The organism is Marichromatium bheemlicum, assembly GCF_012276755.1.
Taxonomy (GTDB): domain Bacteria; phylum Pseudomonadota; class Gammaproteobacteria; order Chromatiales; family Chromatiaceae; genus Marichromatium; species Marichromatium bheemlicum.
The window spans coordinates 19,226-45,738 of the sequence record NZ_JAAXKX010000001.1 but is presented as its reverse complement, the minus strand read 5'-3'; the positions used below and the strand labels follow the sequence as shown (position 1 = coordinate 45,738).

The 26,513-nt window shown below is 67.7% G+C and carries 20 protein-coding genes; 13 read left to right on the top strand and 7 right to left on the bottom strand.

Features of this window, described 5'->3' with window-relative positions; translation table 11 throughout:
* Window positions 1–19: 19 nt before the first annotated feature.
* From rlmD to nikB, 5 genes are read left to right on the top strand one after another with little or no spacing between them, the layout of a single operon-like run.
* A complete protein-coding gene (gene rlmD / locus HF203_RS00190; RefSeq protein ID WP_168665391.1) occupies window positions 20–1,348 on the top strand; it encodes a 23S rRNA (uracil(1939)-C(5))-methyltransferase RlmD in 1,329 nt (442 codons plus the stop codon).
* Window positions 1,349–1,393: 45 nt separating this feature from the next.
* On the top strand, window positions 1,394–1,861 hold the full coding sequence (locus HF203_RS00185; protein WP_168665389.1) for a CYTH domain-containing protein: 468 nt from the start codon (window positions 1,394–1,396) through the stop codon (window positions 1,859–1,861).
* Window positions 1,858–3,363, top strand: a complete 1,506-nt coding sequence (locus HF203_RS00180) for an ABC transporter substrate-binding protein (RefSeq protein ID WP_168665387.1) — start codon at window positions 1,858–1,860, stop codon at window positions 3,361–3,363. Before HF203_RS00185 ends, HF203_RS00180 begins: the two co-directional genes overlap by 4 nt.
* A complete protein-coding gene (locus tag HF203_RS00175) occupies window positions 3,363–3,848 on the top strand; it encodes a L,D-transpeptidase (RefSeq protein WP_168665385.1) in 486 nt (161 codons plus the stop codon). The genes HF203_RS00180 and HF203_RS00175 overlap by 1 nt, the downstream gene beginning before the upstream one ends.
* A gap of 1 nt (window position 3,849) precedes the next feature.
* Complete coding sequence (nikB, locus tag HF203_RS00170) at window positions 3,850–4,767, top strand: nickel ABC transporter permease (protein WP_168665383.1); 918 nt, start codon at window positions 3,850–3,852, stop codon at window positions 4,765–4,767.
* Here nikB and glgC read toward each other — a convergent pair whose 3' ends face one another.
* Window positions 4,768–6,030, bottom strand: coding sequence for a glucose-1-phosphate adenylyltransferase (gene glgC, locus HF203_RS00165; protein WP_168665382.1), 1,263 nt, complete (start codon window positions 6,028–6,030; stop codon window positions 4,768–4,770).
* 298 nt (window positions 6,031–6,328) lie between these two features.
* Between glgC and gpmI the strand changes: the two genes are divergently transcribed.
* The 4 genes from gpmI (at window position 6,329) to HF203_RS00145 (ending at window position 13,791) form a co-directional block, all read left to right on the top strand.
* On the top strand, window positions 6,329–7,873 hold the full coding sequence (gpmI, locus tag HF203_RS00160; RefSeq protein ID WP_168665380.1) for a 2,3-bisphosphoglycerate-independent phosphoglycerate mutase: 1,545 nt from the start codon (window positions 6,329–6,331) through the stop codon (window positions 7,871–7,873).
* Window positions 7,874–7,876: 3 nt separating this feature from the next.
* Entirely contained in the window at window positions 7,877–8,713 is an 837-nt protein-coding gene (locus tag HF203_RS00155) for a thymidylate synthase (protein WP_168665378.1), read from the top strand.
* A 34-nt stretch (window positions 8,714–8,747) separates the two neighbouring features.
* A complete protein-coding gene (gene sohB, locus HF203_RS00150; protein ID WP_168665376.1) occupies window positions 8,748–9,776 on the top strand; it encodes a protease SohB in 1,029 nt (342 codons plus the stop codon).
* 322 nt (window positions 9,777–10,098) lie between these two features.
* Window positions 10,099–13,791, top strand: a complete 3,693-nt coding sequence (locus tag HF203_RS00145; RefSeq protein ID WP_168665374.1) for a DUF1631 family protein — start codon at window positions 10,099–10,101, stop codon at window positions 13,789–13,791.
* A gap of 104 nt (window positions 13,792–13,895) precedes the next feature.
* Here HF203_RS00145 and HF203_RS00140 read toward each other — a convergent pair whose 3' ends face one another.
* Window positions 13,896–14,384 carry a DUF7931 domain-containing protein gene (locus HF203_RS00140; protein WP_168665372.1) on the bottom strand — a complete coding sequence of 163 codons (489 nt, stop codon included), beginning with the start codon at window positions 14,382–14,384 and terminating at the stop codon, window positions 13,896–13,898.
* Between the two features lie 358 nt (window positions 14,385–14,742).
* On the opposite strand from HF203_RS00140, the gene HF203_RS00135 reads away from it, so the two are divergent.
* Complete coding sequence (locus HF203_RS00135) at window positions 14,743–15,309, top strand: OmpA family protein (protein ID WP_168665370.1); 567 nt, start codon at window positions 14,743–14,745, stop codon at window positions 15,307–15,309.
* Window positions 15,310–15,583: 274 nt separating this feature from the next.
* Here the strand turns inward: HF203_RS00135 and purB are convergent, their stop codons facing one another.
* The 4 genes from purB to mnmA all read right to left on the bottom strand — a co-directional run bounded on the left by purB (window position 15,584) and on the right by mnmA (window position 21,858).
* Window positions 15,584–16,954 carry an adenylosuccinate lyase gene (gene purB / locus HF203_RS00130; protein ID WP_210424562.1) on the bottom strand — a complete coding sequence of 457 codons (1,371 nt, stop codon included), beginning with the start codon at window positions 16,952–16,954 and terminating at the stop codon, window positions 15,584–15,586.
* A 317-nt stretch (window positions 16,955–17,271) separates the two neighbouring features.
* Entirely contained in the window at window positions 17,272–19,935 is a 2,664-nt protein-coding gene (gene acnA, locus HF203_RS00125) for an aconitate hydratase AcnA (protein ID WP_168665368.1), read from the bottom strand.
* Between the two features lie 157 nt (window positions 19,936–20,092).
* Complete coding sequence (hflD, locus tag HF203_RS00120) at window positions 20,093–20,719, bottom strand: high frequency lysogenization protein HflD (protein WP_168665366.1); 627 nt, start codon at window positions 20,717–20,719, stop codon at window positions 20,093–20,095.
* 14 nt (window positions 20,720–20,733) lie between these two features.
* On the bottom strand, window positions 20,734–21,858 hold the full coding sequence (gene mnmA / locus HF203_RS00115) for a tRNA 2-thiouridine(34) synthase MnmA (RefSeq protein ID WP_168665364.1): 1,125 nt from the start codon (window positions 21,856–21,858) through the stop codon (window positions 20,734–20,736).
* A 165-nt stretch (window positions 21,859–22,023) separates the two neighbouring features.
* Between mnmA and icd the strand changes: the two genes are divergently transcribed.
* The gene (icd, locus tag HF203_RS00110; protein ID WP_168665362.1) at window positions 22,024–23,277 is read left to right on the top strand and encodes an NADP-dependent isocitrate dehydrogenase; all 1,254 of its coding nucleotides are present in this window, start codon (window positions 22,024–22,026) and stop codon (window positions 23,275–23,277) included.
* Window positions 23,278–23,363: 86 nt separating this feature from the next.
* Here icd and HF203_RS00105 read toward each other — a convergent pair whose 3' ends face one another.
* Window positions 23,364–23,570 carry a cold-shock protein gene (locus HF203_RS00105; protein ID WP_005223619.1) on the bottom strand — a complete coding sequence of 69 codons (207 nt, stop codon included), beginning with the start codon at window positions 23,568–23,570 and terminating at the stop codon, window positions 23,364–23,366.
* A 248-nt stretch (window positions 23,571–23,818) separates the two neighbouring features.
* Between HF203_RS00105 and clpS the strand changes: the two genes are divergently transcribed.
* Together clpS and clpA are read left to right on the top strand one after the other, a co-directional pair.
* Complete coding sequence (gene clpS, locus HF203_RS00100; RefSeq protein WP_168665360.1) at window positions 23,819–24,142, top strand: ATP-dependent Clp protease adapter ClpS; 324 nt, start codon at window positions 23,819–23,821, stop codon at window positions 24,140–24,142.
* Between the two features lie 73 nt (window positions 24,143–24,215).
* The gene (clpA, locus tag HF203_RS00095) at window positions 24,216–26,477 is read left to right on the top strand and encodes an ATP-dependent Clp protease ATP-binding subunit ClpA (protein WP_168665358.1); all 2,262 of its coding nucleotides are present in this window, start codon (window positions 24,216–24,218) and stop codon (window positions 26,475–26,477) included.
* Window positions 26,478–26,513: the final 36 nt, after the last annotated feature.

Sequence of the window (26,513 nt, the reverse complement as noted above, 5' to 3'; positions counted from 1 at the left end):
CGAACGAGTATCTAAGTCCGTGTCGAGAAGAAAACGCAAGCCGCTCCCCCAGGACCCGGTCGAGGTCGAGATCGAGAGCCTGACCCACGAGGGTCGGGGGCTCGCCCACCTCGACGGCAAGGCCGTGTTCGTCGACGGCGCCCTGCCCGGCGAGCGCGTCCGCTTCCAGTACACCCGGGTGCAGCGTCGCTACGACGAGGGCCGGGTGGTCGAGGTGCTGCACGCCTCGCCCGAGCGGGTCGAGCCGCGCTGCGCGCACTTCGGGGTGTGCGGCGGTTGCTCGCTGCAGCACCAGGACACGGCGGCGCAGATCCGTGCCAAGCAGGCCAGTCTCGCCGATGTCTTCGAACGCATCGGCAAGGTCGAGCCCGAGCGTTGGCTCGATCCCCTGGTGGCCGACCACTGGGGCTACCGGCGCAAGGCCCGGCTCGGGGTACGTCGGGTGGAGAAGAAGGGGCGCACCCTGGTCGGCTTCCGCGAGCGCGGCAACGCCTTTCTCGCCGACCTCGAGCGCTGTCCGGTGCTGCACCCGGCCGTCGGCGAGCGGCTGGTGGAGATCGGTGCGGCGATCGACGCGCTGAGCATCCGCGACCAGGTGCCGCAGATCGAGGTCGCCGTCGGCGACAAGCCCTGCGTGCTGGTGTTCCGCGTACTGCAGGCGCCGAGCGATGCCGATCTGGAGGTGCTGCGCGCGCTCGGCGAGCGTGAGGGCTACCACATCTATCTCCAGGAGGGCGGCCCGGAGACGGTGCGCCCGCTGCCTGGTCACGAGATCGACCTGTCCTACAGCCTGCCGCGTCACGGCCTGACCTTGGAGTTCCTGCCCAACGACTTCACCCAGGTCAACCTCGCGCTCAACCGCGCGATGATCGACCAGGCGCTCGGTCTGCTCGACGTCCAGCCCGATGAGACCGTGCTCGACCTGTTCTGCGGGCTCGGCAACTTCACCCTGCCGCTGGCGCGCCAGGCCGCCAGCGTGGTCGGGGTCGAGGGTGACGCCGGGCTGGTGGCGCGCGCCGAGCGCAACGCCGCGCGCAACGGCATCGACAACACCCGCTTCCACACCGCCGATCTCTACGGCGAGCTGGAACTCGAGCCGTGGATGCGCGAGCGCTTCGGCAAGGTGCTGCTCGACCCGCCGCGCAGCGGTGCGCTGCAGGTGCTCGACTGGCTGCCGCGGCTCGGTGCCGAGCGTATCGTCTATGTCTCCTGCTACCCCTCGACCCTGGCGCGCGACGCCGATCGCCTGGTCAACGGGCTCGGCTACCGGCTGCGTGCTGCCGGGGTGATGGACATGTTCCCGCACACCGGACATGTGGAGTCGATGGCGCTGTTCGAGCGCGCCTGAACGGACGCGGCGGGCATTGCCCGCCGTGCATCCTGGAGGTCAGTCATGGCAATCGAGATCGAACGCAAGTTCCTGGTGTGCGACGCCGGCTGGCGCGAGGCGGTCAGCCGCAGCACCCGCATGGTGCAGGGCTATCTGGTGGCCGAGCCGGGGTTGACGCTGCGGGTGCGGATCGCCGGCGAGCAGGCCTTCCTCACCCTCAAGGGGGCGAGCCGCGGCATCGCCCGCGCCGAGTATGAGTACCCCGTCCCGGTGGCCGACGCCGAGGCGATGCTGCGCGATCTGGCCTGCACCGCGCTGGTCGAGAAGGTGCGTCACCTGGTGCCGGTCGCGGGCCGGGTGTGGGAGGTCGACGAGTTCGCCGGGGCCAATGCCGGGCTGGTGCTCGCCGAGCTCGAACTCGAGGACGAACGGGCCGCCTTCGTCCGTCCCGACTGGCTCGGCGAGGAGGTCAGCGACGACCCGCGCTACTTCAACGCGCGCCTCGCCCGTCACCCCTACCGCGACTGGTGAGCGGCGCGCGGCCGCTCGCGCTCGGCGCAGCCGCCGTGCTCGGCGGCTGCGCCCAGGGGGCGCGCGAGGACGCGGTGATCCGCTTCGCGGTGGCGCGCCCGCCGCGCAACCTCGATCCACGTCTGGCCACCGACGCCACCTCCGAGCGGGTCAACCGGCTGCTCTATCGCACCCTGGTGCGGCTCGATGCGGCCGCCCGGCCGGTGCCCGGGCTGGCGCGCTGGGAGCGGCTGGGGGCGACCCGTTACCGTTTTCGGCTCGGCGAGCAGGGGCGTCTGTTCAGCGACGGTAGCCGGCTCACCGCGCACGATGTCGTCGCCACCCTGGAGTCGATCCGTGCGCCGGGCTCGCGCTCGCCGCACCGCGCCGCGCTCGCCGGTATCGCGGCGCTGCGCGCGTGCGACGACGACACCCTGGAGCTGGCGCTGCACGCACCCGACGCGGCGCTGCCGAGTCGGCTGGTGCTGGCGGTGCTGCCGGCGGCGGCGATCGCCCGCGACCATCCCTTCGTCACCGCACCGATCGGCAGCGGACCGCTGCGGCTGGTCGAGCGACCCGACCCCGACGCGCTGCTGCTCGAACGCTGCGCCGACGGTCAGCGGATCGCGCTGGTGACGGTGCGCGACCCCAGCGTGCGGGTGATGAAGCTGCTGCGCGGCGAGGTCGACCTGTTGCAGGGCGACCTGCCGCCCGAGCTGGTCGATCATCTGGCGCGCGCCCCGGGTATTGCGGTGCGCGCCGTGCCCGGCGCCAACCTCTCCTATCTCGGCTTCAACCTCGAGGACCCGCGCACCGGCTCCCTGGCGGTGCGCCGCGCCATCGCCCAGGCGATCGACCGGCCCTTGTTGATCCGCACCCTGCTCGGTGGTCGCGCGCGACTCGCCGAGTCGATCCTGCCGCCCGAGCACTGGGCGGGGCGGGGTGATCTTGCGCCCTGGCCTCATGACCCCGGGCGCGCCCAAGCGCTGCTCGCAGGCGCCGGGTTCGGCCCCGGGAATCCGTTGCACCTGACCCTCAAGACCTCGAGCGATCCCTTCCGGCTGCGCCTGGCCGGGGCGCTGCAGGCGCAGCTCGCCGCAGCCGGGATCGCGCTGGCGGTGCAGGGGCACGACTGGGGGACCTTCTTCGGCGACGTCAAGGCCGGGCGCTTCACCCTCTATGCGCTGACCTGGGTGGGGGTGCGAAGCCCCGACATCTTCCGCTACGCGCTGCACTCCGAATCGCTGCCGCCGGGGGGCGCCAATCGGGGCCGCTATCGCAACGCCTCGGTCGACCGGCTGATCGTGACTGCGGCGCGCGCGCCCTCGCTGGCCGCCGCGCGTGCGCCCTATGCCGCGCTGCAGGCGATCGTCCATGCCGAGCTGGCGTTGGTGCCGCTGTGGTACGAGGATCAGGTGGCGGCGCAGCGCGCGACCATTCGCGGCTATCGACCGGCCGGCGACGGCAACTATGATGGGCTGGCGCAGGTCGTGCGCGTCCCGGTCGCAGCAAAGGAGGAGTGATGAGCGAGCGCCGTATCCTGATCGATGTCCCTACCCAGACCCTGACCCTGTCGGCCGGCGCGCGCGTGCTCGCCCGCTACCCGGTCTCGACCGGGCGCAACGGGGTCGGTGAGCGCAACGGCAGCGGTTGCACCCCGCGCGGGCTGCACCGGGTGCGCGCGCGCATCGGCGCGGGCTGCGCGCCGGGGACGGTGTTCCGGGGCCGCCGGCCCACCGGCGAGATCTGCGACGCGGCGCTGCGCGCCGCCCACCCCGGTCGCGACTGGATCACCACCCGCATTCTCTGGCTCACCGGCTGCGAGCCGGGGCGCAACCGCGGCGGCGAGGTCGACACCCTGCGCCGCTATATCTACATCCACGGTACCCCGCCGAGCGAGCCGCTCGGCGAGCCGCGCTCGCACGGCTGCATCCGCATGCACGACGCGGCGCTGATCGCGCTCTTCGACCAGACCCCGGTCGGCACCCCGGTGGAGATCCGCGGCTGAGATGGGCGCGCTGCTCGGGCGTCTCGGCGAGGCGGCGGCAAGCCTGCTCGGGGTCTGCACCCTGGTGTTCCTGCTCATCCATCTGGTGCCGGGCGATCCGGTGGCGGCGATGCTGGGGGAGGGCGCGCGCGCCGTCGACCAGGCCGAGCTGCGCGCCGCGCTGGGTCTCGATCGGCCGCTGTGGACGCAGTACCTGGATTATCTCGGTGGGCTGGCGCGGCTCGATCTCGGGGTCTCACTGCACAGTGGCCGGGCGGTGACGGCGCTGCTCGCCGAGCGCGCCGGGCCGACCCTGGAGCTGGCCGTGGCCGCGCTCGCCCTGGCGGTGGTGGTGGCGCTGCCGCTCGGGGTGCTGGCGGCGCTGCACCAGGGCGGGTGGATCGATCGCGTCGCGATGGGCTTCTCCATGCTCGGCGCGGCGATCCCCAACTTCTGGCTCGGGCCGTTGCTGATCCTGGTCTGCTCGCTGTGGCTCGGGTGGACGCCGGTGAGCGGGCGCGACGGGCCGCTGTCGCTGCTGCTCCCGGCGCTGACCCTGGGAACCGGGCTGGCGGCGGTGCTGGCGCGGATGGTGCGGTCGAGCCTGCTCGAGGTGCTCGGCGAGGACTATGTGCGCACCGCCCGCGCCAAGGGCGCGGGACCGGCGCGGGTGCTGTGGCGCCACGCCCTGCGCAACGCCTGGCTGCCGGTGCTCACCCTGCTCGGGCTGCAGTTCGGCGCGCTGCTCGGCGGCGCGGTGATCACCGAGACGGTGTTCGCCTGGCCGGGGCTCGGCAGCCTGGTGGTGGAGTCGATCCAGGCGCGCGACTACCCGCTGGTGCAGGGCGCGGTGCTGGTGATCGCGCTCGCCTATCTCGTCGTCAACACCCTCACCGATCTACTCTATCTCGCCCTCGACCCGCGCATCCGCAGCCGTTGATCACTCCGAGTAGCGCCCACGCATGTTGGGGTCGAGGACGTCGCGGGCGTAGTAGCTCAGTCGTCCCATGGGGACCACCGTCACCCCGCCGGGGCTGACGTGGAAGTGCTCGGCGTCGTGCGCGCGGTCGAAACCGATGCGTGCGCCCGGCTCGATCATGTTGTGGCGGTCGACGATGACGTTGCGCAGCCGGGCGCCGCGCCCGATGCGCACATAGTCCATGATCACGCAATTGTCGAGCTCGACGTCCTCCTCGATCACCGTCTCGCGGCGGATGATCGAGTCACGTACCCGCGCCCCCTCGTGGATCACCGTGGCTGCGCCGAGCAGGGTATTGCGCACCTCGCCGCCGACCAGCTTGGCCACCGGGCCTTGGTAGTTGCTGGAGAAGATCGGCCACTCGGGGTTGAACATGTCGAAGGCCGGATCGGCGCCGAGTACGTCCTTGTGAGCCTCGAAGTAGGCGTCGATGGTGCCGACGTCGCGCCAGTAGACCTGGTCCTCGTAGGGCTGGATGCCGGGGATGCGGTTGGTCGAGAAGTCGTAGGCATAGAGCCGGTGGGTGCGCAGCAGGCGCGGCAGTACGTGCTGACCGAAGTCGGTCTCGCCGGCGTCGCGGCAGGCCTTGAGCGCCTCGAGCAGCACCTCGGTGTCGAAGATGTAGTTGCCCATCGAGGCGAAGGCCAGCGCCGGGTCGTTGGGCATCGGGGTGGGCGAGGCCGGCTTCTCCTCGAAGCCCTGGATACGGCCCTCGGGGTCGGCGGCGATGACGCCGAAGCTCGCGGCCTCGGCCAGCGGTACCGGCAGCGCGGCGATGGTGACGTCGGCCTGGCGCTCGCGATGGAAGGCGAGCATCTGGCGCACGTCCATGCGATAGATGTGATCGGCGCCGAACACCGCCACCCGGTCGGGACGGTGCTCCTCGATCAGGTTGATGTTCTGGTTGACCGCGTCGGCGGTACCCTGGAACCAGTGCTGCCCGGAGAGCATCTGCGGCGGCACCACGGTGACGAACTGACTCTGCAGCAGCGGCGAGATGGTCCAGGCCTTGCGTACGTGCTCGATGAGCGATTGCGACTTGTACTGCACCAGCAGATAGATGGTCTGGATCTGCGAGTTGACCAGGTTGCTGAGCACGAAGTCGACGATGCGGTAGCGCGAGCCGAAGGGCACCGAGGGCTTGGAGCGGGCGGCGGTGAGCGGCTGCAGGCGCGAGCCCTGGCCGCCGGCCATGACGAAGGCGATGATACGATCGGTGTTCATTGAGTGCTCTCCTCCGGGGCGCCGCGTGGTGCGGGCTGTTGTCGTGGCGGTATTGCTGGGGCCCTGGCCCGATCGAACGGGGTCGGATTCCTGCGCCGATCTTAAACCTGTGACCTGAAGGTTTCTTGATGATCGTCATCGGCGCGTCCATCTCTGTGCCGGAAGGGGCCTGCGGGCGGGCGTGGGATGGTGGACGCGGTCGAAGGGCGTCAGCGGTTAAACTAGGCGGTTTTCCTGTCGCGTGGTCCGGTCCCTCGTCCCCGGCCCCGTGAACCTGACCGTCTTCGAGGAGAGAGTGATGAGCGACCCCATGCAGCAACTGCCCCGCCGACCGGTGATCCTGATCATCCTGGACGGCTTCGGCGTCAATCCGGCCAAGGCCAACAACGCGGTCGCGATCGCCGACACCCCCAACCTCGATCGCTACTTCTCCAGCCACCCGCACACCACGCTGATGGCCTCGGGGCAGGCGGTGGGCCTGCCCGACGGGCAGATGGGCAACTCCGAGGTCGGCCACATGTCGATCGGCTCGGGCTGTGTGGTGCGTCAGGACCTGGTGCTGATCGACGACGCCATCGCCGATGGCAGCTTCTACGACAACGCCGCGCTGATCGCCGCAGCGCGCGCGGCGGCCGCGGCCGGCCGGCCGGTGCAGCTGATGGGGCTGGTCTCCGACGGTGGTGTGCACAGTCACGTCAACCATCTCGCGGCGCTGATCGAGCTGTGCCGGCGCCAGGGTGCGCGCGCCCAGGTGCATCTGTTCGCCGACGGGCGCGACACCCCGCCGCGCTCTGTGCTCGGCTATCTCGACGCCTTCGAGCCGGCGCTGCGCGAGGCCGGCGGTCAGATCGCCACGGTCAGCGGTCGCTTCTATGCGATGGATCGCGACAACCGCTGGGAGCGCACCGAGCAGGCCTGGCGCGCCATGGCCGATGGTGAGGGGCGGCGCGCGCCCGACGCGCGCGCGGCGATCGCCGCGGCCTATGAGGCCGGCGAGGACGACGAGTTCATCGTGCCAACGGTGCTTGAGGGCGCCGAGCCGATCCGTGACGGCGACCAGGTGATCCACTTCAACTTCCGCAAGGACCGTCCGCGCCAGCTGGTTGCGGCCTTCGCTGATCCGGCGTTCGCCGCGTTCGACCGCCGCGGGGTGACCGGCGTGCGGGTCACCGGGATGATGGAGTACGACCCCAAGTACGGCCTGCCCGCGGCCTTCGCCAGCGATGCGCCGCGCACCACCCTCGGGGGCGTGCTCGCCGCGGCCGGACTGGCGCAGTTTCACTGCGCCGAGACCGAGAAGTACGCCCACGTCACCTTCTTCTTCAACGGCGGCGAGAACGAGTCGCTGCCGGGCGAGGAGCGGGTGCTGATCCCCTCGCCTAAGGTCGCCACCTACGATCTGCAACCGGAGATGAGCGCCCCCGAGGTCGCCGACACCCTGGTCGAGGTGCTCGGTCGGCGCGCCTTCCCCTTCGTTGTCGCCAACTTTGCCAACGGTGATATGGTCGGTCACACCGCGGTGCGCGAGTCGGTGATCCGCGCCGTCGAGACCTTGGACCGCGAGGTCGGGCGGGTGCTCGACGCCGCCGTCGCCGCCGGCTACTCGGTGATCCTCACCGCCGATCACGGTAACTGCGACGAGATGGTCGACCCGGTCACCGGCGCGCCGCACACCCAGCACACCACCTATCCGGTGCCCTGCCTAGTGATCGACGAGCAGCCCTGGCGGTTGTCGCTCGGTGGCGCGCTCAAGGACCTCGCGCCGACGGTGCTGGCGCTGATGGGGCTCGATCCCGACCCGCGCATGGACGGGCGCTCGCTGCTGCTCGGTCCGGTGGGCTGAGCGATGCGCGTCTATCTCGACCTGCTGCGCGACGTGATCGACAACGGTCACGATCGCGACGATCGCACCGGGGTCGGTACCCGTTCGGTGTTCGGGCGTCAGGTGCGCTTCGACCTCGCCGAGGGCTTCCCGCTGCTCACCACCAAGCGCGTCCACCTCAAGAGCGTGGTCCACGAGCTGCTGTGGTTCCTCTCGGGCTCGACCAATGCCGCCGACCTGCAGCGCTACGGGGTCAGTATTTGGGACGAGTGGGCCGCGCCGGACGGCGACCTGGGGCCGGTCTACGGCGCCCAGTGGCGCAGCTGGCCGGCGCCCGACGGGCGTCGCATCGACCAGCTCGCCGCGCTGCTCACGGCAATCCGCGAGCGCCCCTACTCACGCCGGTTGGTGGTCAGCGCCTGGAATCCGGCCGACCTCCCCGACGAGGGCCACGGGCCGCAGGACAACGTCGCCGCCGGGCGTATGGCGCTTGCCCCCTGTCACTGTCTGTTCCAGTTCCAGGTGGCCGACGGGCGGCTGTCCTGCCAGCTCTACCAACGCAGCGCCGATCTCTTCCTCGGCGTGCCTTTCAATATTGCCAGTTATGCCCTATTGACAACCATGATCGCCCAGCAGTGCGACCTGCTGCCCGGTGAATTCATCCACACTTTCGGTGACCTGCACCTTTACCGCAATCATCTCACCGCGGATATTGTGTATGCCCAGCTCGCACGCGAACCCCGGCCACTGCCTCGGTTGCGGCTGCAACGTGCGCCAAGTCTGTTCGAGTACCGATACGAGGATATCGCCGTCGAGGGCTATGATCCGCACCCGTTGATCCGGGCGCCGATCGCGGTCTGAGTGGTTGATCTCCTGCGCCTGAGGATGTCTGCCGATGCCACCATTGATGGAGCTGTTGTTCGACTACGGATTGTTTCTCGCCAAGACCCTGACCCTGTTGCTTGCGCTCGTGGTGCTGCTGATCGTGGTGGTGCGCGCGCGTGCCAGCGGACAGCCCCCGGCGCCGGTCTCGGGGCGTCTCGAGGTGGTCGACCTCGGGGCGCGATTGCGTGATCAGGCGATGCGACTGCGCCAGGCCACCCTCACCGGCAAGGCGCTGCGTGAGGCGCACAAGGCCGAGCGCAAGCATGACAAGCAGCGCGCGCAGGCGAGCGCGACCCGGCCCCGGCTGTTTGTGATCGAGTTCAAGGGCGATATTCGCGCCACCGAGGCCGCCGCGTTGCGTGCCCTGGTCAGCGCGCTGCTGCTCGAGGCACGGTCCGAGGACGAGGTGCTGGTGCGCCTCGACAATGCCGGCGGCATGGTCAGCGAGCATGGCCTGGCCGCCTCGCAGTTGGCGCGGTTGCGCGAGCGCGGTATCCGCCTGACGGTGGCGGTCGACAAGGTCGCGGCCAGTGGCGGTTACCTGATGGCCTGTGTCGCCGATCGCATCATCGCCGCGCCCTTTGCGGTGCTCGGTTCGATCGGGGTGCTTGCCGAAATCCCCAACTTCCATCGTCTGCTCGAACGTCATGGGGTCGACTTCGAGCTGCACACCGCCGGTGAACACAAGCGCACCCTGACCCTGTTCGGCGAGAATACCGAGGAGGGGCGACGTAAGCTGCGCGAGCAGCTCGAGGAGACCCATGCGCTGTTCAAGCGCTTCGTCGCCGAGTATCGCCCCGGGCTCGACCTCGATCGGGTGGCTACCGGTGAATACTGGCACGGCACGCGGGCCGTCGAGCTGGGGCTGGTCGATGCCATTCAGACCAGTGATGACTATCTGCTCGCCGCCAGTGACAGCCATACCCTGTTGGGGTTGTCTTGGCGGGTGCGCAAGCCGCCGCTCGAGCGTCTGCTCGAGGGTGGACGCGCGGTGTTCGAGCAGGGGGTGGTGCGCTGGCGTCAGCCCAGCGCCGGGTAGGTTCAGTGGGTTGCGGGGCGATCCGGCAGGCTGGCCAGGGTCGTCATAAAAGCGCAAACTAAGCCCGATTGGCTGGGTCCAAGGGGCATATTGCCGGGACCTGGCGGGAAATGACCTGGATCATGCGCGAGGAGAGTCACGGGGAACGCCGAATCAGGGACGTTGCGGTCTACGACCGCCGCGGTCGTGGGCGTCTCGCGTCTTTACCTGTTGTGGTGTTGCATGACGATGATCTCTGCTGGTGTCGCAACCGGGCGATGGCGCCCGGTTGTCGGTGGTCGCTGGCTGCCAGGGGCGCACGTTCTGGAAGAGGGAAGCGCTGATGGCTAACGATGGCGCACACGGCGAGACCCGAGAGCGGCGGCGCCAGCGTCGCACCGCCGTCGATCTTCCGGCCGAGATCCGAGCCCCCAACCAACCGCGCCTCGAGTGTCGGGTGCGCAATCTGTGCAGCGGCGGGCTGCTGCTCGACATGGGCAAGCGCGAGTCCGAGCTGCAGCTGCAGGCTGGCGAGCGTTGCCAGATCCGCTTCAAGCTCCCACTCGACGATCGCCGCCGTACCCTGCAGGCGGTGATCGTCGTGGTGCATCGCGTCGAGGGTGGGGTAGGGGCCCGTTTCATCCACTTCGCCGCCGATGGGCAGATGCATCTGGAGCGCTTCCTATCCGACTCCGGGGCGACGCCGCCACCGGCCTCGGCGACGGCCGTGGCCTCCCGGGCCCAGGCGCTGATCGAACAGTTCAGCCGCGAGCAGCTCTCGCCGTTGGTCGATGACCTCTTTGCGACCTTGATCGATACCCTGTGGAGCCACAGCGAGCGCGCCGAGAACGATGCGCAGCGCGCGCACTTCGTCGGGGGGATCGGTCAGCTCGGGCGTGCCTTCCAGGCCGGGGCGCTGGCGCAGGGGCTGAGCGGCGCAGTGCTGGAAGGGCTCGGTGGGCTTGCCGTGGCGGGGCGACAGCAGCCGCGAACCACCGCGAGCAAGACGGCGCGGGATGGCTCGCTCGAACTCGTCGATCCGCACGAATTCGAGCTGTGGTTGGCGCGCTCGGAGCTGATCAATCGGCTCGAGCGTGAGCTTGCCGAGCCATTGCGTGCCCTGCGTGCCCATCTGACCGGGGTCTTCGGCGAGATCCGTGTGGCCTTGGAGCCCGAGCCACTGGTCGAGGCCCTGACCGATGCCTTGCGTCAGGCCGGGGTGGAGGGGGAGCTGCTGTGCCGTACGCTGCAGTTGGCGGCGACGCCCATGGTGCAGCATCTCGAGACCTTTTACCTGGAACTGTTGCAGCACTGGCACACCCAGGGGTTGCCCGAGTTCGCGCCGATCCAGCCGCGTGTCACCAACACCGCCGCGGACGGCGACCGCCGTGCGGCGAGTGCGCCGCGTCAGCCGAGGCCGGATGCCCGTGCCGCTGCCGAGGCCGCTGAGCCGCGCCGTCAAGGGGTTGGGCTCGGCAAGCTGTTCCAACAGTTGACCGAGCGCGCGCTGGGCGGTGGGGAGGCGCCGGCCGGGGTCGCGCAGCTGCTCGCCGCTCAGCCGGGCGCGGGTGGGAGCGCTGGACTGCAGGCACCACGGGTGCGCGAGCAGGTCGATATGACTGACCAGATGCTCTCGCAGATCCTCGATGATCCGCTCGCCCCCGAGGGTATCAAGACCCTGATCCGACGCCTGTCGATCCACTTCCTGGCGATGGCCGTCAGCAGTCGTGGTGGTGGTGGCGTCGATGCTGCCGCACACCCGCTGGTCGAATTGATGAACCAGCTCGAGGAACTCTCCTCCTTCCTGCTCAACGGCGATGCCGACGACCGGGTGTTGAGTGGTGAGTTCGAGGACTTCGTGCATCGGCTGGTGGTCACCGACGCGGGTGACCTCGACACCTTGCGGGCCATCTCGGCCGGGCTGCATTCGTTGCGCGAGCGCGTCGGCGCGCGCTATCGAGCCAATGTCTCGCGTTGGGTCGGGGCCAATGAGGCGCGTGAATGCGAGCGCCGTGCCCGCGAGCGGGTACGGCGACGGTTGCAGGAGACCTTCGGTGGTGAGTTGGTGCACCCGCTGCTCCCGCAGCTACTCGATGCCGGTTGGCGCAATCTGCTCGAGTCGGTGTGCAACTATACCGGAATCGACAGCGCTCGCTGGCTGCGCTATTGGGGGCCGCTGTGGAACCTGCACCGGGCGTTGCGCGGCGAGTATAAGGTCGATGATATCCCCGCCTTGGCCGGAACGATCTACGAGGGGTTGGTCTATATCGGGCACGATCCCTTCGGGGCCGATACCCTGGCGCAACAGATCGACACAGCCCTGCACCAGGTGGCGCGGGGACAGCTCGGGCGTGATCACTGGGTTGCCTTCGTCGGCGAACCGCCGACGCGGAGCGAGCCCGAGCCCCGAGATCCGCCCGAGGGGGTCGAGGAGGGGGACTGGCGCGCGGCCCGCAAGACGGTCGCCGAGTTGGCCCTGGGCAGTGTGATCTGGCTGACCGAGTCGTCCGGCGAGCGTGCCTATCGGTTGGTGTGGCGTAGTGAGAACGGCGTTCGGTTGGCCTTGAGCGATCCGATGGGGCGGCGGGTTCGTACCTTCACCCCGGCGCGCCTGGCCGCGCAGCTCGCTCAGGGGCAGGCGCGGGTGCAGGCGCCGCCGCGCCGTCCGCTGATGCAGCGTGCCGCCGAGGCCACCCTCGCCGAACTCGATGACCAGGTCCGGGGACAGACCGTCGACGACGCCCTGACCGGGCTGCCCGGGCAGCGGCGACTGGTGGGGGTGCTCACCGGGCTGCTGACCAGCACCACGACGAAACCGCGTCATCTGCTCGGCTTCCTCGAACTCGATCGCTTCGAGCTGCTGACCGCCACCCATGGCTACGCCGTCGGGGAACGGCTGTTGGTGCTGATCGCCGAGCGGCTGCGCGCGCTGCTACCCGATGCCCCCTGTCTGGCCTATCTCGGCTGGAATCGGTTCGCGCTGATCGCGCCGGCGCACGACGCCGAGACGGCGTTGGCGACCGCCGAGCAGGTGCGGGCGGCGTTGGAGTCGGTCTCGGTCAACCTGCAGGAGCGGATGCTGCGACTGTCGGTGAGCCTCGGCGTGGCGCTGGTCGACACCCGGGTCGAGAGCCCTGAACACATCCTCTCGGCGGCCAATGTCGCCTGTCTCGCCGCCCAGCACGCCGGCGGTGGTCGAGTGGTGCACTATGTCGAGGACGACCCGCAGATCATCGCCCAGCTCGAGCGCATGCGTGGCTGGGCCCAGGCCGAGGAGGCGATCAAGACCGGGCGCAAGCGGTTGCGCCTGCAGCCGATTGCCGCAGTGGGCGAGGGGGACGCCGTCGGCCCCTTCCATCATGGCGAGATCCTGTTGAGCGTCTATGACGCCAACGACACCTTGCTGCCATTGCCGGATTTCATCGGCGCCGCCGAGGCGATGAACCTGATGCACGAGGTCGATCGTCAGGTGATCGAGGAGGCGCTGCGCTGGCTGCACGAGAACCCCGAACTGGTGCGCGGCTACGGGGGGGTGGCGATCAACCTCTCCGGCCAATCGTTGAGCGATCCGGGGCTCGACGCCTTCATCCGCGCGGCCTTCGAGCGTTGGCAGGTGCCACCGGGGCTGGTCGGCTTCGAGGTCACCGAGACCGCCGCCATCGTGCATCTCGATCAGGCGGTGCGGTTGCTCGAGTCGCTGCAGTCGATGGGCTGTCCGATCTCGCTCGACGACTTCGGCTCGGGGATGTCCTCCTACGGCTATCTCAAGCAGCTGCCGGTCGACTTCGTCAAGATCGATGGCTCCTTCGTCAAGGACATCCTCGACAACCCCCACGACCGGGCGATCGTCAAGTCGTTCAACGAGATCGCGCACTTCATGGGCAAGGAGACCATCGCCGAGTATGTCGAGAACGAGGAGATCCTGGCGCTACTACGCGAGCTCGGGGTCGACTATGTCCAGGGCTATGGGATTGCCCGGCCCTGCTTCGTCGATGAACTCGAGGTCCCGTCCGAGGCGCGCCGCGCGCGTGCCTGAGGCGGGACGGGGGTGCCTGTACGCCGTGTTCCGGCCTCAGCCGGGGCGACACGGGGCGGTGCAATGCCGTCGCCGAGCGCGGTGATGGGCCGCGCTCTGTCCGTCTAGAGGTGCAGCCTGGCGACCTCTGGGTCGCTGTCGCTGCGTTCCCACATCTGGATGAATTCTTCACGCAACCGACGCGCCTCAGCGGCGGCGCCGAGGACCAATTCGGCGCTGTAGGCGGCGCCATGGTGACGGTAGAGATATCCTCGGGCGTCGACGACGAGAAAGGCGTCGGTGCGCTCGCGGTCGTCCTCGGCGCAGCGGCGGATCGCGATGCGCGAGGTCAGGCGGCGTGCCAGCTCGATCAGCCGATGACCGTGGCGGCGCGCCTCGCGGGTCTCGCCGACCAGGATCCGGACCGGTTGGTCGGGACGCTCGAGCGCCAGCCGCTGCACCGCCCCGAGGAAGTCCTCATGGTCATAGAGTTCGGGGGCGAGGCCGGGGCCGAAGAGCAACAGCTCGCGCCTGGCCTGGGTGGCCAGTTCGATCCCGGCGGCGCGGATCGGTTCGACTCCGTCGAGGGTTCGTGGCGTGTCGGGTTGGCGCATGGTGGCTCTCCTAGTGGCGGCGGGGTGTTGGTTTCCGGATATTTCCTACCGCGTCGTGGCCGTCGCCGGGTCCGTCGTCGACGTACTGTTGTTTTATGATGACTTTCGTTGTAAATATGTTGCGGTTAGTGAAAAAAGTTGCGCTGTTGCGGCAGTTGTAGGCTAGAATGTCTGTGTCGCGAGTGTGGTCCCTGGTGTTCACGGGGTCAGGATCGGATTGAAATCCCGCGTCGGGGGCCAGACATTGAGTCGCTGGTGAGATTAACGCACCACGCTGTTGCTTTTTACTGACATGTGCTACAGCTTATAACGTGTCGCCGATCGGACCACTCACCCACCTGAACAGGAAACCGTGAAGATGCGCAAGTTCAAACAGACCCCCCGCGCCGCAGCAGCCGCCGCCTCCTTGGCGCTGGCCCTGAGCGCCCCGCTGGCTGCCAATGCGGCCGATCTGATGGACCACTTCTGGTCGGCCCAGCCGACCGGTACCGCTTGGGTCACCGGTTATGGCGAGTGCTGGCAGAGCACCCAAGGCCCGAACGATCTCGAGCCCTGCGTCAAGCCAGTGCCGGCCGAGTTCGTGGTGCGTCTGAACTTCGAGTTCGACAAGTATCGTATCGAGAACGTGGTCAACGACAACGAGTTGGCGCGTCTCGACGACTACATCGCTGATGTCAACGCCACCGAGTCGCGTGAGCAGCTGACCCTGGTCGGACATACCGATGCCAAGGGGGCAGAGTCCTATAACTACACCCTGGGTATGAATCGCGCCAACGCGGTGCGTGATTACATGGTCTCCAAGGGGATCCCGGCGAGCGATATCGTCTCCGTCGAGAGCCGTGGTGAGCTGGAGATGCTGCCCGAGTTCGATATCTACTCGGTCAAGCAGCGTCGCGTGACCATCCGCTCCCAGGTCGAGGGCTGAACCGACCTCGTCACGCGCCAGGGATCGGCGCCTGCTGCCTCAGCCGACACGCCGATGCGGCCCTTCGGGCCGGTCGGCGTGTGTCGCGAGCGATCGCCCATCCCAACCCCAGTTTCTAGTCGTCTGCTCGGTCGGACCGGGCGGGCGCGCAGGTCCAGTTAAGCCCCACTCCCCCCCGACAGGGGCTTGATGGAAGGCCGGTCACGTTCTACGTGACCGGCCAATTTTTTTCGTGGGGCCGTGGGCGCGGCCCGTGTGGGAGCGCCTCCTGCCCTCAGACCTCGCGTGCGAGCCGGACGGCATCGCCGACATAGGTCGCCGGGGTCAGCGCCTTGAGTTCGGCCTTGGCCGCCTCGGGGATCTCCAGCCCATCGACGAACTCGGCCAATGCCTCGGGACCGATGCGGTGACCGCGCGTCAGCGCCTTGAGCTTCTCGTAGGGCTTGTCGACGCCATAGCGACGCATCACCGTCTGGATCGGCTCGGCGAGCACCTCCCAGTTGTCATCGAGGTCGGCGGCCATGCACTCGGGGTTGGCCTCGAGCTTGCCAATGCCCTTGAGCGCCGATTGCAGCGCGATGGTGACGTGGGCGAGGCCGACACCGAGGTTGCGCAGCACGGTCGAGTCGGTGAGGTCGCGTTGCCAGCGCGAGACCGGCAGTTTGCCGGCGAGGTGCTCGAGGATGGCGTTGGCGATGCCGAGATTGCCCTCGGCGTTCTCGAAGTCGATCGGGTTGACCTTGTGCGGCATGGTCGAGGAACCGACCTCGCCGGCGACGGTGCGCTGCTTGAAGTAGCCGACCGAGATGTAGCCCCAAACATCGCGGCAGAAGTCGATCAGTACGTTGTCGAAGCGCACCACCGCGTCGAACAGCTCGGCCATGTAGTCGTGTGGCTCGATCTGGATGGTGTAGGGGTTCCAGGTCAGCCCCAGTGACTCGACGAAACCACGAGCGAAGCCCGGCCAGTCGATCTCGGGGTAGGCGACGCGGTGGGCGTTGTAGTTGCCAACGGCGCCGTTGATCTTACCGAGTAGGGCGATCTCGGCAATGCGGGCGCGTTGCGCCTGCAGTCGGCGTACGACATTGGCCATCTCCTTGCCGAGGGTGGTGGGCGAGGCCGGCTGACCATGGGTGCGCGAGAGCATCGGCTGCTCGGCATAGCGGTGTGCGAGTTCGCGGATCGCGGCGATCACCTGATCCATCTCGCCGAGCAGCTGCTCGCGTCCCCGGGTGAGCATCAGCCCGTGGGAGAGGTTGTTGATGTCCTCGGAGGTGCAGGCGAAGTGGATGAACTCGGCCACGGCGGCCAGCTCGGGTCGCTCGGCGGTCCGTTCCTTGAGGAAGTACTCGACGGCCTTGACGTCGTGGTTGGTGGTGCGCTCGATAGTCTTGATGCGCTCGGCGTCGGCGAGGTCGAAGTGCTCGACGATGGTGTCGAGGTGCTGGTTGGCCGCGTCCGAGAAGGCGGGGACCTCGCTGATCTGGGGGTGCGCGGCCAGTGTCTGCAGCCAGCGCACCTCGACCTGAACGCGATGGCGGATCAACCCATACTCGCTGAAGATCTCCCGCAGCGCGGTGGTCTTGCTGCCATAGCGGCCGTCGACGGGGGAGATGGCGGTGAGTGAGGATAGCTCCATCGGCATGAGTGACTCCGGGTAATGAGGTTCGATGTCCGGCTGTCTATGGGCAGCGACGGACGGGTTGTCGGCATGGGGGTCGGGCGACGTCGTCGTGGGCGTCGTCGTCATCCGTGGTGATCGTTGGTCGCGGCACTGTGCCGGCGACACCGTTGGCCATCCCTGTCTTGGGGCGATGTTGGCCCATTATGGCGTGCGCGTGCCGCTCCTGCTCGTGGCCACGCACTGCATTTTTTGTGACGTACAACGCAGATCGCCCGAGCCCCGGACGGGACTCGGGCGATCGCGCCAGGGCGCCGCACGCGGCGCCCGTGGGGTCGGCCTCAGTGCGCGGCCAGCTTGCGCAGCACGTAGTGCAGGATACCGCCGTTGCGATAGTAGTCGACCTCGTTGGGGGTGTCGATCCGTACCTTGGCGTTGAAGCGCTTGACGCTGCCGTCGGCGGCGGTGGCGGTGACCTCGACCTGCTTGGCCTCGCCGTTGTTGAGGCCCTGGATGTCGAAGGTCTCGGTGCCGGTGAGGCCGAGCGACTCGGCGCTGTCGCCGTTGACGAACTCCAGCGGCAGGATGCCCATGCCAACGAGGTTGGAGCGGTGGATGCGCTCGTAGCTCTCGGCGATCACCGCGCGCACCCCGAGCAGACGGGGGCCCTTGGCCGCCCAGTCACGCGAGGAGCCCGAGCCGTACTCCTTGCCGGCGACCACGATCGCCGGGATGCCGGCCTCCTGGTAGCGCATCGCCGCGTCGAAGATCGACATCTGCTCGCCGCTCGGCTGGTGCAGGGTGACACCACCCTCGGTGCCGGGGGCCATCAGATTGCGCAGGCGGATGTTGGCGAAGGTGCCGCGCATCATCACCTCGTGGTTGCCGCGCCGCGAGCCCAGACTGTTGAAGTCCTTGGGGTCGACGCCCTTCTCGATCAGGTACTTGCCTGCCGGGGAGTCGGGCTTGATGGCGCCGGCCGGGGAGATGTGGTCGGTGGTGATGGAGTTGCCGAGCAGTGCCAGGCAGCGCGCGCCGGTGATGTCGCCGACCGGGGCGACGTCGAGCGACATGCCCTCGAAGTAAGGCGGGTTCTTGATGTAGGTCGACTCGGGCCAGTCGTAGGTGTCGGTCTGCGGTGCCTCGAGACCCTGCCAGCGGGCGTCGCCGGCGAATACGTCGGCGTAGGCGGCGGTGAACTCCTCGGCGGTGACGAACTCGCGGATCGCGCTGCTGACCTCGTCTTCGCTCGGCCAGATGTCCTTGAGATAGACCGGGTTGCCCTTGGCGTCGGTGGTCAGCGGGTCGTTGAACGGGTCGATGTCGATGCGGCCGGCGATGGCGTAGGCGACCACCAGCGGCGGGCTGGCGAGGTAGTTCATGCGCACCTCAGCGTGCACCCGGCCCTCGAAGTTACGGTTGCCCGAGAGGATCGAGACGGCGCACAGGTCGTTGTCGGCGATCGCCTTGGAGATCGGCGCCGGCAGCGGGCCGGTGTTACCGATGCAGACGGTGCAGCCGTAGCCCACATTGTGGAAGCCGAGCGCCTTGAGCGGTTCGGTGAGTCCGGCACGGTCGAGATACCGCGTGACCGCCATCGAACCGGGACCGAAGGCGGTCTTGACCCAGGGGGCGCGCTCGAGACCAAGCGCGGCGGCCTTCTTGGCGACCAGACCGGCGGCGATCAGCACGCTCGGGTTCGAGGTGTTGGTGCAGGAGGTGATGGCGGCGACCACGATGGAGCCGTCGGAGAGCTCGAATTGCTTGCCGTCGAGCTCGACCTTAGCCGGACCCTTGGTGGGGATGCCGCGCTCCTCCTTGAGGGCTGCGAGGGCCTTGGGGAAGTGCTCGGTGATGGTGTCGAGCGCGACGCGGTCCTGCGGGCGCTTGGGGCCGGCGAGCGAGGGCACGACGTCGCCGAGATCCAGCTCCAGGGTCTCGGAGTAGTCGGCCTCGGCGGCATCGGCGGTGTGCCACACGCCCTGCGCCTTGCAGTAGGCCTCAACCAGCGCGATCTGCGACTCGCTGCGGCCAGTCAGACGCAGGTAGTCGAGGGTGATCTGGTCGATCGGGAAGAGGCCGCAGGTGGCGCCGTACTCGGGACCCATGTTGGCGATGGTGTTGCGCTCGCCCATCGGCAGCGAGCTGATCGCCGGGCCGTAGAACTCGACGAACTTGCCGACCACGCCGTGCTGGCGCAGTCGCTCGACGATGGTCAGCACCAGGTCGGTGGCGGTGACGCCCTCGCGCAGCTTGCCGGTGAGCTTGAAGCCGACGACCTTGGGCACCAGCATCGAGATCGGCTGACCGAGCATCGAGGCCTCGCCCTCGATCCCGCCGACGCCCCAGCCGAGCACGCCGATGCCGTTGACCATGGTGGTGTGCGAGTCGGTGCCGACACAGGTGTCGAAGTAGGCCTGGGTGGTGTTGCCGGTGTCCTTGGCGAAGATCAGCCGCGACAGGTACTCGACGTTGACCTGGTGGACGATGCCGGTGTCCGGCGGCACCACCTTGAAGCCGTCGAGGGCGTTCTGACCCCACTTGAGGAACTGGTAGCGCTCGCGGTTGCGCTGGAACTCGAGTTCGGCGTTGAGCGCGAAGGCGCTGTCGGAGCCGAAGTGATCGACCTGTACCGAGTGGTCGATGACCAGCTCGGCGGGCTGCTGCGGGGTGATCTTGCTCGGGTCGCCGCCGAGTCTGGCCATGGCATCGCGCATCGCCGCCAGGTCGACCACCGCGGGCACGCCGGTGAAGTCCTGCATCAGTACGCGCGCCGGGCGGTACTGGATCTCCTTGGAGGGTTCGGCCTTGGCGTCCCAGTTGGAGAAGAACTCGATGTCCTCGCGAGTGACGGTGACCCCATCCTCATTGCGCAGCAGGTTCTCGAGCAGGATCTTGATCGAGTAGGGCAGGCGCTCGCTGCCGGGCACGGCGTCGAGACGGTAGATCTCGTAGTCCTTGCCCGCAACACTCAGGGTGGACTTGGCGTTGAAGCTGTTGGTCATGCAATGGCTCCGGATGTGGCTATCGTCATTTCGCGAAAACGCGAAATTCTAGCGTCCAGGGGGGCGACGCGCCATACACCGTGCGCTGACGGGGTGCGGCGGGTCCCTCCGGGCGGGTGTGACGGGGCGTGTTCAAGCCCCGTCGGATGAAGGCGGTTCAGTCTTCGTGACGGTCGAGATAGGCGCGCGCGTCGTCGAGGATCTGGCGGTTGCGCAGCAGCAGGTGCCAACGTGAACCGCCGACCTGGCGCCACAGCATCGCGGCGCGGATGCCGGCGAGCAGCAAGGCACGTACCCGACTCTGGTTGTCGGGATTGCCGAGGTGCAGCTCGCTGCCCTGGACCATCACCCGAGGGGTCAGGGTGCTGATGGTCTCGCTGTAGAGGTCGGCGAAGTGACCGAGGATCGCCGGGTGCAATAGTGGGAAGTGCTCGAGCTTGGCGCGTGCGGCCTCGATGCCCTCGCCGAGCCGCGCGAGGCGCCCGGGCTCGCGGGCGAGTGCGCGTTCGAGCCGGATCAGGGTCACCACGTAGCGGGTGAGTTCGAGGTTGCGTTCGGGCAGCCCGGTGAGTTGGGCAATGACCTGGCGTGCCCCCGGCGCGACCGCGCCTGGGGCGCCGAAGACCGCGGCGGTGCTCTCGGCATCGACCTGGAACAGGCTGTAGATGCAGGGCTCCATCATCTCCGCCTCGGCACTGCCGCGGTGGGCGATGCGGGTGACGCAGGCGGCGCCCTGGTGAAGACCGGCAAAGGCGATGAGCCGGTCGAGGTTGTCGTAGGACATGGGAAAATGCTCCGCTACGCTCTGGGCTCGGCGTGCTCGATCACGGCGCCGCCGAGACAAGTCCCGTGCTGATAGAAGACGATCGACTGGCCAGGGGTGACCGCGCGCTGTGGCTCGGCGAAACGCACTCGACAGCCGCCGGCGTCGAGGCGCTCGACGGTGCACTGCTGCAGTGGTTGGCGGTGCCGCAGCCGCGCCAGGCAGTCGAAGGGGACGCCCGCCGGGGCCGCGCCGGCGATCCAGTGTGGCGATTGGGCATGCAGCGCGGAGGTCATCAACAGGGGATGATGCTTGCCCTGGACGACGATCAGACGGTTGTGGGCCGGATCCTTGGCGGCGACGAACCAGGGGGCCTCGCCGCCGCCGGCGATGCCGCCGATGCCGAGCCCCTGACGCTGGCCGATGGTGTAGTAGGCCAGGCCGTGGTGCTCGCCGAGCACCCGTCCCTCGGGGGTCTCGATCGGTCCCGGGGTGCGGTCGACATAGCGCGCGAGGAACTCGCCGAAACGCCGCTCGCCGATGAAGCAGATCCCGGTGCTGTCCTTCTTCGCGGCGTTGGCCAGGCCGAGCCGACGGGCGATGGCGCGCACCTCGGGCTTGGTGAGATCGTGCAGCGGGAAGCGGGCGTGGGCGAGCTGGTGCTGGTCGAGCAGGTGGAGGAAGTAAGTCTGGTCCTTGTTGGCGTCGGCGCACAGACAGAGTCGATGGCCGGTCGCGCCGTGCTCGACCCGGGCATAGTGGCCGGTGGCGATGGCCTCGGCGCCGAGGTCCAGGGCGTGTTCGAGGAAGGCGGCGAACTTGATCTCGCGGTTACACAGGATGTCGGGGTTGGGGGTGCGTAGCGCGCGGTACTCGGCGAGGAAGTGCTCGAACACCCGATCCCAGTACTCGGTGGCGAAGTTGACGGTGTGCAGGCGGATGCCGAGCCGTTCGGCGACGGCGCGGGCATCGGCCAGGTCCTCGGCGGCGGCGCAATAGCCGCCGTAGGGGTCGTCGTCCTCTTCCCAGTTCTTCATGAACAATGCCTCGACCTGATGGCCCTGCTCGAGCAGGCGATAGGCGGCGACGGCCGAGTCGACGCCGCCGGAGAGGCCGATGACGATACGTTCGGGGCGAGGTTGGGGGGCGCGGGAAACCATGGCGCTAATCTAGTGGGTACGACGAGGGTGAGGCGCATTTCGGACACGCCCCGTCAGCGGTGATGGCCTCGGGTGCGGGCCGCCGATCTGGCATCGGGTCTGCGCAATGAGTAACCGAGGATGGTAGCATATTCCCTTTTGATCACCCGATAGAGAAAACTGCTTATGGCCTACGACAAGATTACGGTCCCCAACGGCGAGAAGATCCAGGTCAACGCCGATCTGTCGCTCAACGTCCCCGATCGACCGATCATTCCCTTCATCGAGGGTGACGGCATCGGTGTCGACGTCACTCCGGTGATGCGCTCGGTGGTGGATGCCGCGGTCGAGAAGGCTTACGGCGGTGCGCGCAAGATCGAGTGGATGGAGATCTACGCCGGCGAGAAGTCGACCCGCACCTATGGTGAGGACGTGTGGCTGCCGGAAGAGACCATGGCGGCGATCAAGGAGTTCGTGGTCTCGATCAAGGGCCCGCTCACCACCCCGGTCGGCGGTGGCATCCGCTCGCTCAACGTCGCCCTGCGTCAGCAGCTCGATCTCTATGTCTGCCTGCGTCCGGTGCGCTATTTCAACGGTACCCCGAGCCCGCTGAAGCGCCCCGAGGACACCGACATGGTGATCTTCCGTGAGAACTCGGAGGACATCTATGCCGGCATCGAGTGGCAGCAAGGCAGCGCCGAGGCGGTACGTCTGGTCGACTTCCTGCGCGAGCAGATGGGGGTGACCAAGATCCGTTTCCCCGAGACCTCCGGTATCGGTATCAAGCCGGTCTCGAAGGAAGGCACCGAGCGTCTGGTGCGTCAGGCCATCCAGTACGCGATCGACAACGATCGTCCGTCGGTGACCCTGGTGCACAAGGGCAACATCATGAAGTTCACCGAGGGTGCCTTCAAGGACTGGGGCTATGCCCTGGCCAAGGCCGAGTTCGGTGCCACCGAGCTCGACGGCGGCCCCTGGTGCAGCTTCAAAAACCCCAAGACCGGTCGCGAGATCGTGGTCAAGGACGTCATCGCCGACGCCTTCCTGCAGCAGATCCTGCTGCGCCCGAAGGAGTACTCGGTGATCGCTACCCTCAACCTCAACGGCGACTACATCTCCGATGCGCTGGCCGCGCAGGTCGGTGGTATCGGCATGGCGCCTGGCGCCAACCTCTCGGACTCGGTGGCGATGTTCGAGGCCACCCACGGCACCGCGCCGAAGTACGCCGGCAAGGACCAGGTCAACCCCAGCTCGCTGATCCTCTCGGCCGAGATGATGCTGCGCCACCTCGGCTGGACCGAGGCCGCCGACCTGATCATCAAGGGGGTCGAGGGTGCCATCGAGGCCAAGCAGGTCACCTATGACCTGGATCGGCTGATGGAAGGTGCCACCAAGCTCAGCTGCTCGGGCTTCGGTCAGGCCGTGATCGAGCGCATGTAAGGCGCCCACAACGACGAGGGGCGCGACCCGGTCAGGTCGCGCCCCTCGGTTGAGCGATCGGGGGGGACCCCGGTCGCGCTCCGGCATCAGCTGAGACGATGCACCTTCGCTGCGTGCAGGCCCTTGGGCCCCTGGTTCAGCTCGAACTGGACCTTCTGTCCCTCCCTGAGCGTCTTGTAGCCCTCCATGTCGATCGCCGAGAAATGGACGAAGACGTCCTCATCGCGCCCATCGGGTTGCACGAACCCGTAGCCCTTTGCGTTATTGAACCATTTAACGACTCCGGTGATCATTGGCGCAGTCCTCCAGGGTTTGCGGGTCTTGCCTTGGTGGTCATCATCGTCTTCTTGTTGTCAGGCACCATTGTCTTGAATCGACTCCGTGGCGCCCTAGTTCGCTAGTATAGTGAACTGATTTCGTTGGTCAAACCAGGGTTTCGGGCGCGTTCGCGCCGCCGTTGGTCGGCCCCTCAGGGCTTCCCCATCCAGGCCGCTGCGCCGGCCCGACGTCCCCCTCAATCCTTTGTCTAGAATCCGCAATCATGAGTGACGATATCCCGAGCGAGGAACGCGAATCCGGACTGACGGTCCAGGAGAGCCGCCCGCAGCTGCGTCGCCCGCCGCAGTTCAAGGTGCTGCTGCTCAACGACGACTACACCCCGATGGACTTCGTGGTCGAGGTGCTCGAGGGCTTCTTCGGTATGAATCGCGAGAAGGCGACCCAAGTTATGCTCCAGGTGCATACGCGCGGGGTCGGGGTCTGCGGCGTCTACACCAAGGACATCGCCGAGACCAAGGTCGCCCAGGTCAACGACTACGCCCGTACCAACCAGCATCCGCTGATGTGCACCATGGAAGAGGCTTGAAATCGAGGCCGCGCGCGCGCATGGCGGCATTCAACCACCGCGGTTTTCTCAACCCCCTGCTTGGAACAGGTCGATGCTGAGCAAAGAACTCGAATTTTCGCTGAACCGGGCCTTCAAGGAGGCGCGCGAGAAGCACCACGAATATATGACCGTCGAGCACATGCTGCTGTCGTTGCTCGACAATCCCACCGCCGCGCGCGTGCTCCGGGCCTGTGGGGCCGATGCCGAGCGGCTACGACGCGAGATCTCGTCGTTCATCGATGAGACCACGCCGCTGATCCCCGAGCACGAGGATCGCGACACCCAACCCACGCTCGGTTTCCAGCGGGTGTTGCAGCGCGCGGTGTTCCACGTCCAGTCGGCGGGCAAGAAGGAGGTCACCGGGGCCAACGTGCTGGTGGCGCTGTTCAGCGAACAGGATTCGCAAGCGGTCTATCTGCTCAACCAGCAGGACATCACCCGTCTCGATGTCGTCAACTTCATCTCCCATGGCATCTCCAAGGTCCCCGGTGAGACCCAGGAGGACGAGGTGCCGGGCGAGGTCGATGAGTCGCGTGCCGAGGACAAGGAGAACGCCAGCCCGCTCGAGAGCTTCGCCACCAACCTCAACGAGCTGGCGCGCCAGGGGCGGATCGATCCCTTGATCGGTCGCGCCGCCGAGGTCGAGCGCACGGTGCAGATCCTCTGCCGGCGGCGCAAGAACAACCCGCTGTTCGTCGGCGAGGCCGGCGTCGGCAAGACCGCCATCGCCGAAGGGTTGGCCAAGAAGATCGTCGACGGCGAGGTGCCCGAGGTGTTGGCCTCGGCGGTGATCTATGCCCTCGACCTCGGCGGTCTGGTGGCCGGCACCAAGTATCGCGGCGACTTCGAGAAGCGGCTCAAGTCGGTGCTCGCCCAGCTCAAGCGTCAGCCGCACGCGGTCCTCTTCATCGACGAGATCCACACCATCATCGGCGCCGGTTCGGCCTCGGGCGGGGTGATGGATGCCTCCAACCTGATCAAGCCGGTGCTCGCCTCGGGTGAGCTGCGCTGCATCGGCTCGACCACCTATCAGGAGTATCGCGGCATCTTCGAGAAGGACCGCGCACTGGCACGGCGCTTCCAGAAGATCGACGTGCCTGAGCCGAGCGTCGAGGAGACGGTGGAGATCCTCAAGGGGCTCAAGTCGCGCTTCGAGCAACACCACCAGGTGACCTACACCAACACCGCGCTGCGCGCCGCCGCCGAGCTGGCCAATCGTCATATCAACGATCGCCACCTGCCCGACAAGGCGATCGACGTCATCGACGAGGCCGGGGCCAACGTTCAGCTCAAGAGTGGTGCCAAGCGGCGCAAGCGCATCGATGTCGCCGATGTCGAGGCAATCGTCGCCAAGATCGCGCGCATCCCGCCGAAGCGGGTCTCGGCCTCCGACGCCGAGGCGCTGAAGAACCTCGATCGCGATCTCAAGATGGTGGTCTATGGCCAGGACCCGGCCATCGAGGTGCTGACCTCCTCGATCCGTATGAACCGCTCCGGGCTCGGCAGTCTCGAGCGCCCGATCGGCTCCTTCCTGTTCACCGGCCCGACCGGCGTCGGTAAGACCGAGGTCACCCGTCAGCTCGCGCGCATCCTCGGCATGGAGCTGATCCGCTTCGATATGTCCGAGTACATGGAGCGCCACACCGTCTCGCGGCTGATCGGCGCACCGCCGGGCTATGTCGGCTTCGATCAGGGCGGGCTGCTCACCGAGGAGGTCAACAAGCACCCCCATGCGGTGTTGTTGCTCGACGAGATCGAGAAGGCCCACCCCGATGTCTTCAACCTGCTGCTGCAGGTGATGGACCACGGCAGCCTCACCGACAACAACGGGCGCAAGGCCGACTTCCGCAACGTGGTGCTGGTGATGACCACCAACGCCGGCGCCGAGGAGACGGCACGGCGCTCAATCGGCTTCACCGAACAGGATCACTCAAGCGATGGCCTGGAGGCGCTCAAGCGCTACTTCTCGCCGGAGTTCCGTAACCGGCTCGATGCCGTGGTGCAGTTCTCCTCGCTCACCGAGTCGACGATCGCCAGCGTGGTCGACAAGTTCATCTTCGAACTCGAACAGCAACTTGAGGACAAGAAGGTCGCGCTCAGCGTCGATCAGAGCGCGCGTGACTGGCTCGCGACCGAGGGGTATGACCCGCAGATGGGTGCCCGACCGATGGCGCGAGTGATCCAAAACCACATCAAGAAGCCGCTCGCCAGCGAGCTGTTGTTCGGTGCCCTTGCCAACGGTGGCGAGGTGCGGGTGGCGGTACGCGAGGGTGCGCTCGCCTTCGAGATCAATGGCGAGTGGCGCGCGCTCTAGTGGTGCGCGGCCGTGGGTGGGCTGGTGGATGGTGAG

Coding starts and splice junctions, on each gene's coding strand:
- sohB (WP_168665376.1), top strand. CDS start 8,748: ATGCCACCATTGATGGAGCTGTTGTTCGACTACGGATTGTTTCTCGCC.
- HF203_RS00155 (WP_168665378.1), top strand. CDS start 7,877: ATGCGCGTCTATCTCGACCTGCTGCGCGACGTGATCGACAACGGTCAC.
- HF203_RS00140 (WP_168665372.1), bottom strand. CDS start 14,384: ATGCGCCAACCCGACACGCCACGAACCCTCGACGGAGTCGAACCGATC.
- glgC (WP_168665382.1), bottom strand. CDS start 6,030: ATGAACACCGATCGTATCATCGCCTTCGTCATGGCCGGCGGCCAGGGC.
- gpmI (WP_168665380.1), top strand. CDS start 6,329: ATGAGCGACCCCATGCAGCAACTGCCCCGCCGACCGGTGATCCTGATC.
- HF203_RS00185 (WP_168665389.1), top strand. CDS start 1,394: ATGGCAATCGAGATCGAACGCAAGTTCCTGGTGTGCGACGCCGGCTGG.
- purB (WP_210424562.1), bottom strand. CDS start 16,954: ATGCCGATGGAGCTATCCTCACTCACCGCCATCTCCCCCGTCGACGGC.
- clpS (WP_168665360.1), top strand. CDS start 23,819: ATGAGTGACGATATCCCGAGCGAGGAACGCGAATCCGGACTGACGGTC.
- clpA (WP_168665358.1), top strand. CDS start 24,216: ATGCTGAGCAAAGAACTCGAATTTTCGCTGAACCGGGCCTTCAAGGAG.
- acnA (WP_168665368.1), bottom strand. CDS start 19,935: ATGACCAACAGCTTCAACGCCAAGTCCACCCTGAGTGTTGCGGGCAAG.
- HF203_RS00175 (WP_168665385.1), top strand. CDS start 3,363: ATGAGCGAGCGCCGTATCCTGATCGATGTCCCTACCCAGACCCTGACC.
- icd (WP_168665362.1), top strand. CDS start 22,024: ATGGCCTACGACAAGATTACGGTCCCCAACGGCGAGAAGATCCAGGTC.
- mnmA (WP_168665364.1), bottom strand. CDS start 21,858: ATGGTTTCCCGCGCCCCCCAACCTCGCCCCGAACGTATCGTCATCGGC.
- hflD (WP_168665366.1), bottom strand. CDS start 20,719: ATGTCCTACGACAACCTCGACCGGCTCATCGCCTTTGCCGGTCTTCAC.
- HF203_RS00105 (WP_005223619.1), bottom strand. CDS start 23,570: ATGATCACCGGAGTCGTTAAATGGTTCAATAACGCAAAGGGCTACGGG.
- HF203_RS00135 (WP_168665370.1), top strand. CDS start 14,743: ATGCGCAAGTTCAAACAGACCCCCCGCGCCGCAGCAGCCGCCGCCTCC.
- nikB (WP_168665383.1), top strand. CDS start 3,850: ATGGGCGCGCTGCTCGGGCGTCTCGGCGAGGCGGCGGCAAGCCTGCTC.
- HF203_RS00145 (WP_168665374.1), top strand. CDS start 10,099: ATGGCTAACGATGGCGCACACGGCGAGACCCGAGAGCGGCGGCGCCAG.